We start from the raw sequence: 16,950 nt of genomic DNA, 5'->3' as shown, positions 1-16,950 counted from the left end.
TTCGATGTGGTGCTCGACTCAATGTTTCAGCTCAGTGGTTCAGTTTAGTGCCGTTTCGTGTCAGTTAGTGATGCAACTGCGGACGCAACGGCGGCTGGAGTTCAAGACGGCGTGTGGCCACCTTGTTGCGGGTTTCTTCGTCGTGAAAGATGCCGACGATCGCCGCGCCGCGCTCGCGCGCTTCGACGATCAGATCGGCAACCACGTCGCGGTTCTCCGCGTCGAGCGAGGCCGTGGGTTCGTCGAGCAACAGCAGCGGATGCTCAGCGATCAAACCGCGGGCGATGTTCACGCGCTGCTGTTCGCCACCGGAGAAGGTGGCGGGCGCGAGCGACCACAACCGCTCGGGCACGTTCAATCTCGCCAGTAGGGCTGCCGCACGTGCACGGGCTTCGTCTTCGGCCACGCCGCGCGACAGCAGCGGTTCGGCGACGAGCGTCAGCGTCGGCACGCGCGGAATCACGCGCAGAAACTGGCTGACGTAGCCGACCACGCCGCGGCGCAGGCGCAACACGTCGTGCGGCTCGGCGCCGGTGATCGACACCGGCAGGCCGTTATCCGCCGCCGCATCGCGAATGGCAATCGAGCCCGCGCTGGCCAGGTAGTTGCCGTACAGACAGCGCAGCAGCGTGCTCTTGCCCGCGCCAGAAGGTCCGATCAGCACGACGCACTCGCCGCGCTCGACATCGAGCGACACGCCCGCGAGCGCTTCGATCTGCACGCCGCCCTGGCCGTGCAGCGTAAAGGTCTTGCCGATGCCGACCGCGCGCAACATCAATGCATTGTTCTCGATGAACGCGCGTCCGGTGGCGTGGAATTCCGTGCTTGTTTCAATGGATCGCATTGTGAGCCTCAAACCGGCAGAACCGAGGAAACCAGCGTTTGCGTGTACGGATGCTGCGGATCGTCGAGCACCTGGTCCGTCAGGCCCGACTCGACCACTTCGCCGCCTTGCATGACCATCAAACGATGCGCGAGCAGCCGCGCCACGCCGATATCGTGCGTGACGATCAGCACCGACAGATGCAGCGTGGACGTCAACGTGCGCAGCAAATCGAGCAGACGCGCCTGCACCGAGACGTCGAGACCGGCGGTCGGCTCGTCCATGAAAACAAGGCGCGGACCGGTGACAAGATTGCGGGCGATCTGCAAACGCTGTTGCATGCCGCCGGAAAACGCCGCGGGAAATTCGTCGATGCGGGTGGCATCGAGTTCGACGCGTTCCATCCACTGCGTTGCAGTGTGGCGAATGTCGCCGTAATGGCGTGCGCCGACAGCCATCAAAGGCTCGCCGATATTCGCGCCGGCGGAGACGCCGCTGCGCAGGCCGTCGCGCGGATTCTGCTGCACGAAGCCCCACTCGGTGCGCATCAACAGGCGCCGGCGCGGTTCGGACAGGGCGAGCAGATCGAGCTTTTCGCCATGCGTGGCCGTGTAGTGGAGCGAGCCGCTATCGGTTTCGGTTTTCAGCGCGAGCGCATTGAGCAGCGTGGTCTTGCCCGAGCCGGATTCGCCGACGATGCACAGCACTTCGCCCGGATACAGATCGAAGCTGACGTTCCTGCAGCCGTTGCGGCCGCCAAATTGTTTGGTGAGCGAGCGGGCGCTCAACAGCGGCGTCATGTGGTTTCTCCTTTGCGCGCTTCGTATGCCGGCAGCTCGAGATCCTGATCGCCGCGGCGTTCGTGGCAGTAGTCGCTATCCGAGCAGACGAACATGCGCTTGCCGGCGTCGTCGACGATCATTTCGTCGAGGAAGCTTTCCGTCGATCCGCACAGCGCGCACGCATGCTGCCACTTCTGAACTTCGAACGGGTGATCGTCGAAGTCGAGACTGCGCACGGGGGTGTATGGCGGGATTGCGTGAATGCGCCGTTCGCGGCCGGCGCCGAACAATTGCAGCGCGGGGTTCATATGCATCTTCGGGTTGTCGAACTTCGGAATCGGCGACGGCGAACTCAGATAGCGGTTGTTGACGATCACCGGGTAGTCGTACGTGGTGGCGATACTGCCGTGATGCACGATGTCCTCGTACAGCTTCACGCTGATCAACCCGTAATCAGCCAGTGCGTGCAGCTTCTTGCATTCCGTGGCGCGCGGTTCCAGCCTGTATAGCGGCTCGGGCATCGGCACCTGATAGACCAGAATCTGCTTGTCGGTGAGCGGCGCTTCCGGAATCCGGTGACGTGTCTGGATGATCGTCGCTTCCGTCGTGCGGCGCGTGGTTGCCACGCCCGTGGTGCGCGCGAAGAAGCGGCGGATGTTGACCGCGTTAGTGGTTTCGTCGGAACCCTGATCGATGACCTTCAGCGTATCGTTGCTGCCGATGATCGCCGCGGTCACCTGAATGCCGCCCGTGCCCCAGCCGTACGGCAGGGGCATTTCCCGCGAGCCGAACGGCACCTGATAGCCCGGCACCGCGACGGCCTTGAGCAACGCGCGGCGCAGCATGCGCTTGGTCTGTTCGTCGAGGTAGGCGAAGTTGTAGCCGTCCGCGGCGCTGTCGTATGACGCGGTGGTGTGAGATGTGGCCGGCGCGTTCATGCGGCTTGCTCCTGCTGATCGTGATCCTGATTCTTGCCCTGATCCTGGCCCTCTGCGCTGTGTTGCGCCCGCAGTCGCCGGACGAGTTCGAGTTCGGACTGAAAGTCGACGTAGTGAGGCAACTTCAGATGCTGAACGAAGCCGGACGCTTCGACGTTATCGCTATGCGAAAGCATGAATTCGATGTCCTGCGTCGGCGAGGCGAGCGTTTCGCCGAGTTCCTCGGCGCGCAACGCACGATCCACGAGTGCCATGGCCATCGCTTTGCGTTCCGAGTGTCCGAATGCGAGACCATAGCCTTGCGTGAAAGTAGGCGGCACCTCGCTGCTGCCGGCGAACTGGTTGATCATCTGGCATTCGGTGACATCGATGTCGCCGATTTCAACGGCTTCGCCCAATTCGTCGAGTTCCATTTCGACGGCGATCGTGCCGAAGCGGATCTCGCCGGCAAACGGATGCGTGTGCGCGTAGCCCCGCTGGGTGGCGTAGCCCATGGCGAGCAGGAAGCCTTCGTCGCCGCGCGCGAGATTCTGCAAACGCGTGGCGCGGCTCGCGGGAAACGCGAGCGGTTCGCGCGAGAGGTCACCGGGTTCCGGCGCGTCCGGCGTGGGGCGTTCCTGTTCGATCAGGCCTTCCTTGTCGAGCAGCGTGACCACGCGCGGCATGGCTTCAACTGCGGACTGGGCGGCTTGAATGGAAGCTGGGGTCGTGGCCAAATCGTTTCCGGCATCGCCTTCGGCAAGCAGCGCAAAATCCAGCAGACGTTGCGTGTAATCGTAAGTCGCGCCGAGCATTTGCCCGCCGGGCACGTCCTTGAACGTTGCCGAAATACGGCGCTCAACCTGCATGGCTTCCGTGTCGATCGCCTGCGTATAACCGAAACGCGGCAACGTGGTGCGATACGCACGCAGCAGAAAGATCGCTTCGACCAGATCGCCCGCGGCCTGCTTGATCGCGAGTGCGGCGAGTTCTTCGTCGTAGACCGAACCTTCGGTCATCACTCGCGCGACGGCGAGGCGCAATTGCTCGCGAATCTGCGCGACGCTGAGCTCGGCCAGCCGCGTATCGCCGCGGCGCGACTTGTCGAGCAGACGCCACGATGCTTCGATCGCGCGTTCTCCACCCTTGACGGCAACGTACATCAGTTCACCTTCGCTTGAGTTGTGCGCGGCAGGCCGATCAGCGTGCTGTCGCAGACGAGATAACAATCGATGCCGCACGGAAAGAGCGGCGCGAGGGCGGCGCGTTCGCGCCAGAAGTGCTCGGGCAGACCGATCGGCGCGATCGTCGTGGTGTGCTGAATGCCGGGACCGCTGAGCACGATCGGTGCACCGCCTGTCAACGCTTCGACGCGGATCAGCAAGGTCACCGAGTGCTCAGGCGATTCCGCTTCGCCGAGTGCAAAGCTTTCCAGTGCCGGCATTGCGCTTGCGTCGTGGATATAGGCGAAGGCAGCAAGCCCTGGTTCGTCGACGAGCGGCGCGCCGGTATGAAAGCGCAGTGCCGAGCCCAGTGCCGTATCGGGTTGTGCGAGCCAGACGGGCGTGGCGTAGTCGCACAGGGTCAGCAGCGCGGCGAAGGCGGCGAGCGCGGCGCGAGTGGCCCGCACCTCCGGCAAGCCTTTTTCGACGACGCCCACCGTGCCCGGACGCGACAGTGCGTCGAGCAGCGTGCGGAATACGGCCTGGGTGTCGTGGACCGGGTCCGCGAAGCCGGGCGTCAAGGTAGACAATGCTATCTGCGAGTTTTCCATCAATCGCCTCTGACCATCGTGAAGAATTCGACGCGCGTGGCTGCGGCGTCCTGTTGGCGTTCGGCGCGTTGCGCGGCTTGCTGTTCGGCAAACGGCGCGATCAGTTGCTGGTGCAAGGCGCTGTAATGTTCGGGCATCTGCAGCAACGCATCGGCAAGCGCGGCCAGTTCGGCGCGGCGGCGGTCACGGCCCAGATGGCACGCTACGCCGACGGCTGCGGCTGCATCACCCGTGCCGCGCAAACGCAACGTGGCGCGCGTGACGGTGGCTTCGCCGAGATTGAACGGGTCGCCGCTGCCACCGACGCGGCCGCGCACCATCGCGAGGCCGATTTCGGGTGGCCGCAGCCAGTCGTAAGCAGGAGGTGGAGCGCCTTGCAGCGCGCGTTGCAGCGCAGCTTCGAGATCGGCGCGCGGGGTGCGGGCCAGCACGGCCATCCATGCGCGCCGCGTGGCGGAGGAAGGCGAGGCGGAAGTGGCACTCATCGAAATTCCTGTTGATCCAGCGAGTGGACATTTAAGCATCTATTCATCTAAACGTCTAGACGTTTAGGGGTATGCTTGCGGAGCGTTGTCGTGCATGGCCGCCGTTTCACATTTCCATCACGGCTTGCGCACTACAATGCATGGCATAGCGAATATTTGAACCCAAGGGAATGACAGCACCATGACATCGAACGACAACGCGACGCCGGGCACGCTGCTCGAACGCGGCGCGGGCGTTGCCGTCTGGCGGCAGATCGAACAGATTCTGGCAGCGGAAATTGCAGCGAGCGGCTTTGGCGAAGACGGCCGTTTGCCGAGCGAGGGCGAACTGGCCAAACGCTTCGACGTGAACCGGCATACCGTGCGCCGCGCCATGCTCGGTCTTGCCGCATTGGGCCTCGTCAGTGTCGAGCAGGGGCGTGGCACCTTCGTGCAGCCCGGCGCGATCGACTATTCGATTGGCCGGCGCACGCGGTTTACAGAAAACTTGCGGCAGCAGCACCATGCGGCGGCGGGCACGATGTTGTCGTCCGCACGCGTGAAGGCCGAGCCGAATGTGGCGAAGGCGCTCAGCTTGCGGGCGGGCGCCGCGGTCTACCGGATCGAGACCTTGCACGAATCGGATGGCGTGCCGCTTACGTTCGCGCGTAACTGGTACCCGGCTGGGCGTTTCCCAGACTTGCCGGAGGTGCTGGAGCGTACCGGCGGCGTGACCAAGGCCATGGCCGAATTGGGCGTAACCGATTACCTGCGCAAGTGGAGCCGTATCGGCAGCGTGTTGCCTGAGCCGGAAGTGGCGCGGCGTTTGAATATCAACCGGCAGCAGCCGGTGTTGTGGGTCGAAAACGTCGACGTCGATCTGGAAGGCACACCGATTAAATACGGCTTCACGCATTTTGCGGCGGACCGTGTGCAGTTGCTGGTGGAGCACGAAGTATGAGCGCCGTGGTGGGGAACACCGGTGATCAGGTCGAATGGAATGTCGACGCACGGTTCGCGGTTTATTACGCGCCGTCGCGCGAATCGGCATGGTGGGCCGCCGGTTCGGCGTGGCTGGGGCGTGACGCGGAAAGCGGCGAGCGCTGTGTGGCGCCGCAACCGGAAGGCCTGGCGCGTGCGCTGGCGGAGCTAACCGAAGCACCACGTCGCTATGGCTGGCACGGCACGCTGGTCGCGCCGTTTCGTCTCGCTGACGGCGTGACTCAACAGCATGTGCTGGAAGCGACGCGTCAATGGGCGCATACGCAAAACCCATTCGCATTGCCGGTCGAAGCCGCAACGCTGGGCGATTTCGTCGCGCTGCGTCCCGCGGATCAGAACGGCGAAGCAAACATTGGTGCAGTTGCCGCAAGTGCATTGCGCTCGCTCGATGCACTGCGCGCCAGACCCTCCGCGGCCGATCTCGCGCGCCGTCTCGCCGCGCCGTTGAGTGATCGGCAACGTGCGCTGCTGATCGAATGGGGCTATCCGTACGTCTTCGACGAATTCCGTTTTCACATGACGCTATCCAGTTCTCTCGCCGATGCTGACGAGCGCGCAACGCTGGTTGCGTGGTGGCAGGCGCAAACGCCCGCGCTCGGGCCGCTCGCGGTCGATCACGCGGCGCTCTTTGTCGAGCCCGCGCCTGGAGAGCCGTTCGTCTTGTGGCAGCGCGTGCCGTTTCAGACCCGCGAGGTGAAATAACAATGGCAGGTCGTTTGATTTATGTAATGGGGCCGTCCGGCGCGGGCAAGGATTCATTGCTGAGTTTTGCGCGCAGCCGCCTGATGGGCGAGCCGATTCTGTTTGCGCATCGCTACATCACGCGGCCGAGCGGCAACGGTGAAGAGCATGTTGCGTTGAGCGTCGAGGAATTCGCGGCGCGTTCGGTGCTCGGTCTGTTCGCGCTCGAATGGTCGAGCCATTCACTGCGGTATGGCATCGGTATCGAGATCGATGCATGGCTTGCACGCGGGTGCACGGTCGTCGTCAACGGGTCGCGCCAGCATTTGCAGCATACGTTGGCGCGTTATCCGCGCATTGAGGTCGTGCATGTGGACGCCGCGCCGCATATCCTCGAAGCACGGCTCGGCGCGCGGGCGCGTGAGTCGGCGGAACAGGTTGCGGCCAGGCTTGCGCGACGGGCACCGTTTTCATTGCCGGAAGGGCTTCGATGCACAACGATCGATAACTCCGGAGCACTGGAAGACGCGGGGCACGCGCTGATCGCTTTTTTGCAGGCGGAAGCGGACATTCCCCGCGTTTCCCACGCTCCCCACGTTCGCTAGGCTCGACTACCCGGCCGCCGCGATGCGCTTCCGGGTCGCTTCCTGCAAACACGATACCAACTGCAGCACCGCCGGCGTGGGCAGCAAATCGCGCCGCGAGATGATGCTCAAGAAACAGTATCTTGTTCGAAAAAGATGGCGTGGCTATAGTGCTCGTCTGTTTGCCGCGTCATGCGGCGTGAATTCCATGGAGCGATAGATGAGCGAAGCCGCGCGTTTTACCGAAGTGTCCGACCTGGCGCCTGCAACCGAAAGCCTGCGCGAGATCCGCCATCACATCCACCATCATCCAGAATTGGCCTACGAGGAAGTGCAAACCGGCGCGCTGGTGGCGGAGAAGCTCGAACAATGGGGCTGGCAGGTCACGCGCGGGGTCGGTAAAACCGGCGTGGTGGGCACGCTGAAGGTGGGCAACAGCACGCGCAGCATCGGTATTCGCGCTGACATGGATGCGCTGCCGATCATCGAACAAACCGGTCTGCCGTATGCGAGCGGCACGCACGGCAAGATGCACGCCTGCGGTCACGACGGCCACACGACGATGCTGCTTGGCGCAGCGCAACATCTTGCCGCCACGCGCAATTTCTCGGGCACCGTGCATCTGTACTTCCAGCCGGCCGAAGAAAGCGGCATCGACAGCGGCGCGATGAAGATGATCAACGACGGCCTGTTCGAGCGCTTTCCGTGCGACGCCGTGTTCGGTTTGCACAACCATCCGGGCGCCGAACCGGGCGTGATGCTGTTCCGCAAGGGGCCGTTCATGTCGGCGGGCGACAAGGCGATCATCACGATCGAAGGCGTCGGTGGCCATGCGGCGCGTCCGCATCTGACGGTCGATCCGGTGGTGGTGGCGGCGAGTATCGTGATGGCGTTGCAGACGATCGTGGCGCGTAACGTCGACCCGTCGCAGCCGGCGGTGGTGACGGTCGGCTCGATGCATGCGGGCACCGCGAACAATGTGATTTCAAGCAGCGCGAAGCTGGAATTGAGCGTGCGCTCGTTCAGCCCCGAAGTGCGCACGCTGCTGAAGAAACGCATTACCGAACTCGCCGAAAGCCAGGCCGCGAGCTATGGCGGCAAAGCGGTGGTGGAATATATCGAAGGCTATCCGGTGGTGATCAATTCGGATGCCGAAACGGACTTCGCGGTGCAGGTGGCGCGTGAGTTGGTTGGCAACGACAAAGTGGTCGAGCAGACCGACATATTGATGGGTAGCGAAGATTTCGCCTTCATGCTGCAGAAACGGCCCGGCACGTTCCTGCGCCTCGGCAATGGGGCGGGCGAAGACGGCTGCATGGTGCACAACCCTCATTACGATTTCAACGACCGCAATCTGCCGGTAGGAGCCGCGTTCTGGACGCGGCTGGTGGAGCGGTATCTGGGGCAGTGAGGGGCCCGGACTGCTAGCGAGGGGCCCTAGGCGCAATGGGCGCGCGTGCGAGAAGCGCGCGCCCTGATCGAAGCCACCGGCGCGCAATCAACCACGCCGCGCAACCATCTCCGAGACCGTCTGGGCGGCCTGCTGCAGCGGCTCCAGAAACGCCTTCACCATCTGCTTGGCCGAATTGCGCTGAGCATTGCCGCTGATGTTCATCGCCGCGATCACGCGCCCCTGGCGATTGCGAATCGGCGCGGACAGCGAAATCAGCCCGCCCTCCAGTTCCTGGTCGACGATCGCCCACCCCTGGCGGCGCACCTGCGCGATCAGCTTTTTCAGCTCCTCCTTGTCGGTCACCGTGCGCGGCGTATGCGCATAGAGCGGCGTCGAACTCAGGGTCGCTTCGAGCGCTTCGTCGTCGAGCGCGGACAGCAGCACGCGGCCCATCGACGTGCAATACGCCGGCAAGCGGCTGCCGATCGACAGGTTGATGGTCATAATCTTGTGCGTCGGCACGCGCAGCACGTAGACGATCTCGGTTCGGTCGAGCACGGCCGCCGAGCAACTCTCGTGAACCTGCGACGACAGATTTTCCATCACCGGTTCGGCGAGATTCCAGAACGGCATCGAAGTCAGATACGCGAAGCCCAGATCGAGAATCTTCGGCGTGAGGCGGAACAGGCGGCCGTCGGCCTCCACGTAGCCGAGCGTCTGCAGGGTCAGCAGAATGCGGCGTGCGCCGGCGCGTGTCAGGCCGGTGGCCGCGGCGACGTCAGTGAGCGTCTGTTCGGGGCGGGCGGCATTGAACGCGCGAATCACCGAGAGGCCTCGCGCGAACGACTGCACATACGAGTCGCCCGGTTTGTCCGCGGCCGGTTCGGCGCTGGCAGGAACGGCAGAAGGCGGTGGCAGGGCTTTGCTCATGGACCTTGAAAGATGCGTTCGAAGAAGGGCGCGTAGCGTTCGCGCGTTTCAGCCGGCGCGATGCGGTGCAAAGGCGTGACGATAGCGTAAGCCTTTTGTTTCGCCAACATTGCCCGCTTTTGCGCCTAGGTCGATACGAGTGAAATCTGCTTTGCACCTAGTGGCTAAGTCGTTGATTATAAATAATTCGTTGACTCGGGAGGCGGACTAAACGTTAGCCTGCCTCCTGCGCGGCAGCGTCCCGATGATGATCGGCAGCGAGGAACATATACATTGCAGGCACGACGAACAAAGTAAAAAGGGTGCCGATCGATAGCCCCGTGAAGATCACGAGCCCCATCGCGTTACGGCCCGCAGCGCCTGCGCCCGAGGCAAACACGAGCGGCACGACGCCGAGCACCATCGCCGCGGTGGTCATCAGAATCGGGCGCAGCCGCACGGCCGCCGCTTCCTCCAGGGCTTCGCGCTTCGACTTGCCGGCGTGTTGCAGCTCGTTGGCGAACTGGACGATCAGGATGCCGTGTTTACTGACGAGCCCCATCAGCGTGACGAGCCCGACCTGCGTGTAGATGTTCAGCGTCGTCAAGCCGATGTTGATGAAGATGAGCGCACCGAACAGCGCCATCGGCACCGAAACCAGAATCACGATCGGGTCACGGAAACTTTCGAACTGCGCCGCAAGCGCAAGGAACACGATGATCGTGGCGAGCAGCAGCGTGATGACGAAGCCGCCCGATTCCTGTACGAACTGCCGCGACTGGCCCGAATAATCTGCCGCATAGCCTGCCGGTGCGACCTGGGTGGTCGCCTTGCGCAGAAAATCGAGCACCTCGCCCTGCGACACGCCCGGCACGATCACGCCCGAGATCGTCGCCGAGTTGAGTTGCTGGAAGTGGTTGATCGATTCCGGCACCACGTTGTGTTCGAGGTGCGCAATCGTCGAAGCCGGCATGACGCTGCCGTCCGGCGTGCGCAGGTAGTAGTCGAGCACCTGAGAAGGATTCAGACGATCGGTCTGCAGGACCTGCGGAATCACCTTGTACGAGCGCCCGGCGATCGAGAAGTAGTTGACATAGCCGCCCCCGAGCGCCGACCCGAGCGCTTGCCCGACGTCGCTCTGCGAGAGCCCGAGGGAGGCGACCTTGTCGCGGTCTACCACGAGCGTGGCTTCCGGCTTGTCGAGCTTGAGATCGCTGTCGACGAAGAAAAACATCCCGCTCTCGCGGGCTTTTTGCAGGACTGCCTGCGAAACTTCGTTGAGGTTCTCGAACGGCTCGGTCGTACTGATGACGAACTGCACCGGCAAGCCCTGCGAGCCCGGCAGCGGAGGAAACTGGAACGCCGCGACGCGCGCACCTGAAATCTGATTCCATTTCTGCTGCAGTTCCTGCTGCAAGGCGGTCGCGCCCTTGCTGCGCTGGTCCCATGTCTTGAACAGCACACCACCGATCCCCTGGTTGAGTGTCGGCGCGCCCGTGAGCTGGAACATCTGCGCGTATTCAGGCAGCGCCTTGGAGATATCGAACACCTGGTCCGCGTACATCTGCATCTGCTGGATGGTCGCGTTCGGCGGCCCCTGGATCTGCGACAGGACGATCCCCTGATCCTCCTGCGGCGCAAGCTCCGCCTTCGAGGTCATGAACAGGTAGACCGTGCCGCAGAGCAGCAGCGCGCCCATGATGGTGAACACGGGCCACGTGTCGAGCGTCGAGTGCAACAGGCGGCCATAGCCACGATGGACACGTTCGAACTGGCGGTCGACGAAACGCGCGAAGCGCCCGGACTCCTGGTCCGCACGGAAGAAGCGCGAGCACATCATCGGCGACAACGTCAGCGCGATCACCCCGGAGACCGTCACCGCGCCGGCGAGCGAGAAGGCGAATTCGGTGAAGAGGGCGCCCGTCAGCCCGCCCTGAAAACCGATCGGCACATACACGGCGATCAGCACGACAGTCATCGCGAGAATTGGTCCGCCGAGTTCGCGCGCGGCGATCAGCGCGGCATCGAAAGGCGCCTTGCCTTCCTCCTTCATATGGCGATCGACGTTTTCGACGACGATGATCGCGTCGTCCACGACGAGCCCGATCGCGAGCACGAGCGCGAGCAGTGTCAGCAGATTGATCGAATAGCCGAGCAACTGCATCACGAAGAACGTGCCGATGAGCGACAGAGGCATCGCGATCAGCGGCACGATGACCGCGCGGAAGCTGCCGAGGAACAGGAAAATCACCGCGGTGACGATCAGCAGCGCCTCGACCAGCGTCTTGATCACCTCGACGATGGCCGTGTTGACGAAGTCGGTCGCGTCATAAACGATCTCGCCGGTCATGCCGGTCGGAAACTGCTTCTGCAGCCCGGGAAATACGGCCTTCACGCGTTTGGCGACATCGAGGATATTGGCGTCCGGCGCCACCTTGATGCCGATGAACACCGAACGCTTGCCGCTGAACGCGACGTTGAAGTCGTAGCTGTCGGCGCCGAGCACGACGTTCGCGACGTCTTCGAGGCGCACGATCGCGCCGTTCTTCTGCTTGATGACGAGTTGCTTGAAGTCGTCGACGGTATGCAGGTCCGTGCCCGCGTTCAGGTCGACGCTGACCATTTGTCCCTTAGTCGTGCCGAGCGTCGCGAGGTAATTGTTGTTGCCGAGCGCCGTGAAGACGTCGCTCGCCGTCACGCCGTGCGCGGCGAGCCGCGTCGAATCGAGCCACGCGCGTAACGCGAACTGCCGTCCGCCGAGAATTTCCGCCGTCTGCACGCCTTCAATCGAATCGAGCTTGGGCTTGATGACGCGCAGCAGATAATCCGTGACGTTGTTGCTCGGCAGCACGTCGCTGTAGAAACCCATGTACATCGCGTCAGTGGTCTGCCCGGTCTGTACCGTCAGCACCGGCTGCTGCGCCTGCGGCGGCAACTGGTTGCGCACCGAGCCGATCTGCGTGTTGATCTCGGTCAGCGCGCGGTTCGCGTCATAGTTCAGGCGCAGTGTGGCGGTAATGGTCGACACGCCGGTGCTGCTCGTCGACGACATGTAGTCGATGCCTTGCGCCTGAGCGATTGCCGCCTCGAGCGGCTGCGTGATGAAACCGGCGATGGTGTCGGCGTTCGCCCCGTAGTAAGCCGTGCTGATCGTCACAACGGCGTTTTCGGTTTGCGGATACTGGCTGACTTTCAGGGTCGCCAGCGAGCGCAGTCCGAGCACGAGAATCAGCAGGCTGACGACCGATGCAAGCACGGGCCGCCGGATAAAGAGATCGGTGAATGTCATCGCGCGGTCTCTCTATTGTTCCTGCGGCGTCGGGTTCGGACTGTCCGAGGGCTGCACGCTGTTGTTGATGACGAGCGGCGTGCCGTTCTTGAGTTTGAGCTGCCCGCTCGTCACGACCTGCGTGCCGGCCTCGACGCCTTTGAGGATCGCAACCTGATCGCCGCGCGTCGGCCCTGGCGTGACGAACACCTGCTGCGCGACGGGCAGCTTCTTGCCTTGCGCATTGGCTTGTGTGCCCGGCTTGACGACGAACACGGTCGCGCCATAGGGGTTGTAGGTGATCGCGGTTTGCGGCAGCGTCAGGTAGCGCTGTCCGGCGCCCGCGTCGATTTTCACGTTCGCATACATGCCCGGCAGCAGCTTGCGCTCGTGATTGTCCACGCTCGCTTCGATCTGCACGTTGCGCGTGGTGCTGTCGACTTTCGGGCTGAGCGACTGGATCTTGCCCACGAACGTTTGGCCGCTAAACGCGTTGGTGTCGACCACGATGGTCTGGCCGATCGCGAGCTGGCCGAGCTGCTGTTGCGGCAGGTAGAAATCGGCGTAGATCGGATCGATCGCCTGCAGCGTGACGATCGCATCGCCCGGATTGATGTATTGGCCCGGATTGATCGTGGTGATGCCGAGGCGCCCCGCAAACGGTGCGCGGATGGTCTTCTTGTCGACGAGCGCGGCCTGTTGCGCGACTTGCGCCTTCTTGCCCTTCAGGTCGGCGGCGTCCGCGTCGAGCTGCGCCTTGGCGATGGCCTTGATGTCGTACTGCGCCTTGTCGCGCGTGTAGACCGTCTGTGCGAGTTCTGCTGCAGCCTGGAGCGACTGGAGCAGCGCCACGTCGCTGTCGGCATTGAGTCTGACGAGGACTTGCCCGGCCTTCGCTTCCTGCCCGGAACTGAACGCCACCTCGCGCACGAGGCCCGCAACTTCGGTCGTAACGTCGACGCCGCGCACGGCGCGCAGGCTGCCGACCGCCGCTAGCTGCGGCTGCCACGTCTGATAACCGGCGACGACCGCCGAAACGGTGGCGGGTGGCGCCGCGTTGCCCGCCATGAACTTGGCGAACATATACGAGCGGAACTGGTTGAAGCCGACGAGTGCGGCCAGCAGCAGGCCGACACAGATCAGCATGATCACCATCCGCTTCGTCATCGGTTTTCTTTCGGTCATCGTGATGTCCTTGCACGGCATTGGGCGAAGCGCCGGACTTTGCATGCCTTCGTGTCTGACAGCGCGTGTTGCAAAGAGCGCTACGGCGAGCGTTCTGTCTGGTTATGTCAATGCGTCGGTCGCTGCGTCATTGCGTCATTGCGTTGTTGCGGCGGCGGTCGGCGCTGCAGCGTTCCACCAGCCGCCACCGAGCGCCTGGAAGAGGGCCGCGGTGTCGGCGTAGCGGGAGGCCTGGGCCTGCGCGAGGCTCACCACCGTTTGCTGGTACTGGCGTTGGGCATCGAGGAGCGCCAGGTAGCTCACGCCGCCGACGCGATACTGCCCGCGCGTCAGTTCGAGCGAATCGCTGGCGGAGCGCCAGGCGTCCGTCTGCGCTTTCAGGCCGGTCGCGTCGTGATCGAGCGCGCGCAGCGAGTCCGCGACGTTCTGGAACGCCAGTAGCACCGTTTCACGATATTGCGCATCGGCCTGTTCGTATGCCGCCTCGGCCGCGCGCTTCTGCGCGCTCAGTTGTCCGCCGTGGAAGACCGGTTGCAGCAGACCGGCGCCCAGGCTCCAGATCGTGCTGCCGGCCTTGAACACCTGGGCCGGCGTCAGGGCCTCGGCGCCGTAGCTTGCGGACAGCGTGATCTGCGGATACATCGCCGCGGTCGCCACGCCGATTTGCGCGCTGGCCTGATGCAGTACGGCGTCGGCAGCGAGGATGTCGGGCCGCTGCTGCACCAGTGCAGACGGCAGGCTTACAGGCAGCGCTTCGGGCAACGAAAACATCTCGAGCCTGAATTCGGGCAAGGTGGCGTCGCTGGGCAATTTGCCGGCCAGCACGGCGAGCTGGTGACGCGTCTGGTCGAGCTGTTGTTGCAGCGGCGGCAGCGTGGCGCGGGTCTGCGCAAGGAGGGTTTGCTGCGCGAGCACCGCCGTGCGGCCCACGCCGCCCAGTTCGAACTGCTTGCCGAGTACGCCGAGCTGCTCGTCTTCCTCCGCGGCGATCCGCTCGGTTGCCTCGATCTGCGCGCGCAGCGACGCTTCCTTGACGGCCGCGGTCACGATGTTGGCGGACATCGCAAGATAGGCGGCTTGCAACTGGAAACGCTGGTAATCGATTTGTGCGTGCAGCGCTTCGAGCTCACGCCGCGAGCCGCCGAACACGTCGAGTTTGTACGACACGTTCACCGATGCGTTGTACAGATTGAACTCATCGACCACGCCGGGTTGGCCGAATGCGATGCCGTTCAGTTTCTCGCGCGTGGCGCCAAGCTGCGCGTCGACGCTAGGCAGAAGGGTGCCGCCGGCCTGCGCTGAGAAGTTTTCGCGTGCCTGCCGCAATGCGGCTTGCGCCGCGGTGATGTTTGGACTGTTGACGAGGGCCTGACGAATCAGCGCGTCGAGCGGTTCGCAATGAAAGAGCGCCCACCAGGCGGCGGGAATGTCCTGTCCCGGCACAAAGCGCTGCGGCAAGCCGGCGGCTCCCGGAGAAGAGGCCGTCTGGTCGGGCAGTGGCGAGGCGGTGTAGGTGTCGGTAGCGGGCGCGGGGGGAGTACGGTAATCGGGACCGACCATGCAGCCGGCGACTGCGGCGCAGCCGCATAGGGCGACGCACAGGCGCCGCTGCCGGACAATATGCTGGATAACGTCGATCATCGATCCACCTTATATCGCCTGCGTTTAACCTAAACGACAGAGCGGGCGCGGATATTCAGGCAACTTGAACTTTCGATGTTTCTTTTCCCGACGCCGCAATTTATACCACGCGGGACATTTCTACGCGTAGCCTAGCATGGCCGATCGCTGCGCTCGCGCACGAGATCACGTAGTCAGAGCGCTTGACGGGCATTCGGGCTTGGGGATTAACGTCGCCGGGACATCCAGATGAAAGAGATCGCCGCATTTCCCTCCTTTAGCCGCCGCGACAGCGAAGCGGTTCCGTGGCAGCGATCGGCCGTCGCGCCTGGTGTTGAAGTCAAAAACCTCGGAACCGCAGACGGCCGTGCCATTCAGTTAGTGAAGTTCGCTCCGGGCGTGACCTTTCCGGACCATTTCCATACTGGGCCCGAATTCATTTACATGCTCGAGGGTGAGGCCGTTCAGAACGGCGAGGTCCTGTCGGCAGGATGGGTCGGCATTGCCAGCGCGGGAACCATCGATCACGGCTTCAGGAGCGAAACGGGGTGCGTGTTTCTGTTTATCTATGACCATGGGCAGGTATTTGATTCTGTGCAGCCGCCAGTGAAGGAATAGGAACACCACCGCCGACTGATGTCCGATCGGCCGTTACGACGTGCGCGCCATAGGCGTCGCGCGACCGTGCCCAGAAAACTCAGGGTTTGCATCGATGCCGCCCGAGCCTCAAATTTGTATGATGACCCGACAACCTGATTCTTCGGGGCCCCCATGTTCGACAAGATTCCTGCCCGCGCGCTGAGCGATACCGTCGCGCAGCAGTTGCTTAAGCAGATCGACAAAGGCACCTTCGCGCGCGTCGGCAAGCTGCCGACCGAGGCGGTGCTGGCGCAGCAGTTCGGCGTAAGCCGCACGGTGATCCGCGAGGCGATTTCGCGGTTGAAAAACGAGGGCGTGGTCGAGCCGCGCCAGGGCAGCGGCGTGTTTATCGCCGCGCACGGCGCGATCCGGCCGCTGCGCATCGACTATGCGGAAGCGGTCGAAACCGGCTCGGTGCTGCAGATCCTCGCGCTGCGGCGGGCGATCGAGGCGGAAGTCGCCTCGGAAGCCGCCATGCGCCGCAGCGACGCGGACATGATGTCGATCGACGCCGCCCTCGCGAAGATCGACGAAGCGGTGGCCGAAGGCGAGAACGGCGTCGCCGAAGATGTCGCTTTCCATCGCGCAATCGCCGCGGCCACCGGCAATCCGTATTTCCTCAAAACACTCACCTTCTTGAATCAATACCTCGAGGCCGGCACCCTGGTCACCCGTCGCAACGAAGCGCTGCGCGATGACTTCTCACGCCAGGTGCGCGAAGAGCATGCGGCCATCGTCGCGGCGATCCGGGTTGGCGATTCGATGGCGGCGCGCAATGCGGCGAGTACGCATATGAACAATGCGGCCCGGCGGCTCGCCGACGCGGGCATTTGCTGAGCTGAACTAAGCCGGCGCGGGTGCCGGGTGGGGTTTTATCGCTGCGCTCGCGGCTAACCAAAGTAGAGGTCA

16 protein-coding genes and 1 pseudogene are annotated in these 16,950 nt (G+C 63.5%); 6 read left to right on the top strand and 11 right to left on the bottom strand.

Going from position 1 to position 16,950, the window contains the following annotated elements; genetic code table 11:
- Nucleotides 1-64: 64 nt before the first annotated feature.
- From phnL to phnG, 6 genes are read right to left on the bottom strand one after another with little or no spacing between them, the layout of a single operon-like run.
- On the bottom strand, nucleotides 65-844 hold the full coding sequence (gene phnL / locus BM438_RS13705) for a phosphonate C-P lyase system protein PhnL (protein WP_093634781.1): 780 nt from the start codon (nucleotides 842-844) through the stop codon (nucleotides 65-67).
- A gap of 8 nt (nucleotides 845-852) precedes the next feature.
- Nucleotides 853-1,623, bottom strand: a complete 771-nt coding sequence (phnK, locus tag BM438_RS13700) for a phosphonate C-P lyase system protein PhnK (RefSeq protein ID WP_054041997.1) — start codon at nucleotides 1,621-1,623, stop codon at nucleotides 853-855.
- The gene (locus BM438_RS13695) at nucleotides 1,620-2,543 is read right to left on the bottom strand and encodes an alpha-D-ribose 1-methylphosphonate 5-phosphate C-P-lyase PhnJ (RefSeq protein WP_093634780.1); all 924 of its coding nucleotides are present in this window, start codon (nucleotides 2,541-2,543) and stop codon (nucleotides 1,620-1,622) included. Before BM438_RS13695 ends, phnK begins: the two co-directional genes overlap by 4 nt.
- Nucleotides 2,540-3,685, bottom strand: a complete 1,146-nt coding sequence (locus tag BM438_RS13690) for a carbon-phosphorus lyase complex subunit (RefSeq protein ID WP_093634779.1) — start codon at nucleotides 3,683-3,685, stop codon at nucleotides 2,540-2,542. The genes BM438_RS13695 and BM438_RS13690 overlap by 4 nt, the downstream gene beginning before the upstream one ends.
- Complete coding sequence (gene phnH, locus BM438_RS13685; RefSeq protein WP_093634778.1) at nucleotides 3,685-4,296, bottom strand: phosphonate C-P lyase system protein PhnH; 612 nt, start codon at nucleotides 4,294-4,296, stop codon at nucleotides 3,685-3,687. The genes BM438_RS13690 and phnH overlap by 1 nt, the downstream gene beginning before the upstream one ends.
- Complete coding sequence (gene phnG, locus BM438_RS13680) at nucleotides 4,296-4,781, bottom strand: phosphonate C-P lyase system protein PhnG (RefSeq protein WP_093634777.1); 486 nt, start codon at nucleotides 4,779-4,781, stop codon at nucleotides 4,296-4,298. The genes phnH and phnG overlap by 1 nt, the downstream gene beginning before the upstream one ends.
- Before the next feature lie 181 nt (nucleotides 4,782-4,962).
- On the opposite strand from phnG, the gene phnF reads away from it, so the two are divergent.
- The 3 genes from phnF to phnN are packed head-to-tail and all read left to right on the top strand — an operon-like array spanning nucleotide 4,963 to nucleotide 7,048.
- On the top strand, nucleotides 4,963-5,721 hold the full coding sequence (gene phnF / locus BM438_RS13675; RefSeq protein ID WP_093634776.1) for a phosphonate metabolism transcriptional regulator PhnF: 759 nt from the start codon (nucleotides 4,963-4,965) through the stop codon (nucleotides 5,719-5,721).
- Nucleotides 5,718-6,464 carry a DUF1045 domain-containing protein gene (locus BM438_RS13670; protein ID WP_093634775.1) on the top strand — a complete coding sequence of 249 codons (747 nt, stop codon included), beginning with the start codon at nucleotides 5,718-5,720 and terminating at the stop codon, nucleotides 6,462-6,464. Before phnF ends, BM438_RS13670 begins: the two co-directional genes overlap by 4 nt.
- 2 nt (nucleotides 6,465-6,466) lie before the next feature.
- Nucleotides 6,467-7,048: a phosphonate metabolism protein/1,5-bisphosphokinase (PRPP-forming) PhnN gene (gene phnN / locus BM438_RS13665; RefSeq protein WP_093634774.1), complete on the top strand. Its 582-nt coding sequence runs from the start codon at nucleotides 6,467-6,469 to the stop codon at nucleotides 7,046-7,048.
- A gap of 6 nt (nucleotides 7,049-7,054) precedes the next feature.
- On the opposite strand, the pseudogene BM438_RS44835 reads toward phnN, so the two are convergent.
- Nucleotides 7,055-7,159: pseudogene (locus tag BM438_RS44835) on the bottom strand (LysR family transcriptional regulator); the annotation flags it as partial.
- 88 nt (nucleotides 7,160-7,247) lie between these two features.
- On the opposite strand from BM438_RS44835, the gene BM438_RS13660 reads away from it, so the two are divergent.
- Nucleotides 7,248-8,438, top strand: coding sequence for a M20 aminoacylase family protein (locus BM438_RS13660; RefSeq protein WP_093634773.1), 1,191 nt, complete (start codon nucleotides 7,248-7,250; stop codon nucleotides 8,436-8,438).
- An 87-nt stretch (nucleotides 8,439-8,525) separates the two neighbouring features.
- Here BM438_RS13660 and BM438_RS13655 read toward each other — a convergent pair whose 3' ends face one another.
- The 4 genes from BM438_RS13655 to BM438_RS13640 all read right to left on the bottom strand — a co-directional run bounded on the left by BM438_RS13655 (nucleotide 8,526) and on the right by BM438_RS13640 (nucleotide 15,423).
- The gene (locus BM438_RS13655; RefSeq protein WP_093634772.1) at nucleotides 8,526-9,350 is read right to left on the bottom strand and encodes an IclR family transcriptional regulator; all 825 of its coding nucleotides are present in this window, start codon (nucleotides 9,348-9,350) and stop codon (nucleotides 8,526-8,528) included.
- A 214-nt stretch (nucleotides 9,351-9,564) separates the two neighbouring features.
- Nucleotides 9,565-12,618, bottom strand: coding sequence for an efflux RND transporter permease subunit (locus tag BM438_RS13650; protein ID WP_093634771.1), 3,054 nt, complete (start codon nucleotides 12,616-12,618; stop codon nucleotides 9,565-9,567).
- A 12-nt stretch (nucleotides 12,619-12,630) separates the two neighbouring features.
- On the bottom strand, nucleotides 12,631-13,782 hold the full coding sequence (locus BM438_RS13645) for an efflux RND transporter periplasmic adaptor subunit (protein WP_093634915.1): 1,152 nt from the start codon (nucleotides 13,780-13,782) through the stop codon (nucleotides 12,631-12,633).
- 135 nt (nucleotides 13,783-13,917) lie between these two features.
- A complete protein-coding gene (locus BM438_RS13640) occupies nucleotides 13,918-15,423 on the bottom strand; it encodes an efflux transporter outer membrane subunit (protein WP_093634770.1) in 1,506 nt (501 codons plus the stop codon).
- Nucleotides 15,424-15,651: 228 nt separating this feature from the next.
- On the opposite strand from BM438_RS13640, the gene BM438_RS13635 reads away from it, so the two are divergent.
- Together BM438_RS13635 and BM438_RS13630 are read left to right on the top strand one after the other, a co-directional pair.
- Entirely contained in the window at nucleotides 15,652-16,020 is a 369-nt protein-coding gene (locus BM438_RS13635) for a cupin domain-containing protein (RefSeq protein WP_093634769.1), read from the top strand.
- Between the two features lie 153 nt (nucleotides 16,021-16,173).
- On the top strand, nucleotides 16,174-16,878 hold the full coding sequence (locus tag BM438_RS13630) for a FadR/GntR family transcriptional regulator (RefSeq protein ID WP_093634768.1): 705 nt from the start codon (nucleotides 16,174-16,176) through the stop codon (nucleotides 16,876-16,878).
- Nucleotides 16,879-16,950: the final 72 nt, after the last annotated feature.

The organism is Paraburkholderia aspalathi, from assembly GCF_900116445.1.
GTDB classification, from domain to species: domain Bacteria; phylum Pseudomonadota; class Gammaproteobacteria; order Burkholderiales; family Burkholderiaceae; genus Paraburkholderia; species Paraburkholderia aspalathi.
This window is presented reverse-complemented; position numbering and strand designations above follow the sequence as displayed.

Bases quoted from the DNA above. Each gene is read 5' to 3' on its own strand.
- BM438_RS13630 (WP_093634768.1), top strand. From the start codon at position 16,174: ATGTTCGACAAGATTCCTGCCCGCGCGCTGAGCGATACCGTCGCGCAG.
- BM438_RS13670 (WP_093634775.1), top strand. From the start codon at position 5,718: ATGAGCGCCGTGGTGGGGAACACCGGTGATCAGGTCGAATGGAATGTC.
- phnF (WP_093634776.1), top strand. From the start codon at position 4,963: ATGACATCGAACGACAACGCGACGCCGGGCACGCTGCTCGAACGCGGC.
- BM438_RS13695 (WP_093634780.1), bottom strand. From the start codon at position 2,543: ATGAACGCGCCGGCCACATCTCACACCACCGCGTCATACGACAGCGCC.
- BM438_RS13650 (WP_093634771.1), bottom strand. From the start codon at position 12,618: ATGACATTCACCGATCTCTTTATCCGGCGGCCCGTGCTTGCATCGGTC.
- phnH (WP_093634778.1), bottom strand. From the start codon at position 4,296: ATGGAAAACTCGCAGATAGCATTGTCTACCTTGACGCCCGGCTTCGCG.
- BM438_RS13690 (WP_093634779.1), bottom strand. From the start codon at position 3,685: ATGTACGTTGCCGTCAAGGGTGGAGAACGCGCGATCGAAGCATCGTGG.
- phnG (WP_093634777.1), bottom strand. From the start codon at position 4,781: ATGAGTGCCACTTCCGCCTCGCCTTCCTCCGCCACGCGGCGCGCATGG.
- BM438_RS13645 (WP_093634915.1), bottom strand. From the start codon at position 13,782: ATGACCGAAAGAAAACCGATGACGAAGCGGATGGTGATCATGCTGATC.
- BM438_RS13655 (WP_093634772.1), bottom strand. From the start codon at position 9,350: ATGAGCAAAGCCCTGCCACCGCCTTCTGCCGTTCCTGCCAGCGCCGAA.
- phnK (WP_054041997.1), bottom strand. From the start codon at position 1,623: ATGACGCCGCTGTTGAGCGCCCGCTCGCTCACCAAACAATTTGGCGGC.
- BM438_RS13660 (WP_093634773.1), top strand. From the start codon at position 7,248: ATGAGCGAAGCCGCGCGTTTTACCGAAGTGTCCGACCTGGCGCCTGCA.
- phnL (WP_093634781.1), bottom strand. From the start codon at position 844: ATGCGATCCATTGAAACAAGCACGGAATTCCACGCCACCGGACGCGCG.
- BM438_RS13640 (WP_093634770.1), bottom strand. From the start codon at position 15,423: ATGATCGACGTTATCCAGCATATTGTCCGGCAGCGGCGCCTGTGCGTC.
- phnN (WP_093634774.1), top strand. From the start codon at position 6,467: ATGGCAGGTCGTTTGATTTATGTAATGGGGCCGTCCGGCGCGGGCAAG.
- BM438_RS13635 (WP_093634769.1), top strand. From the start codon at position 15,652: ATGAAAGAGATCGCCGCATTTCCCTCCTTTAGCCGCCGCGACAGCGAA.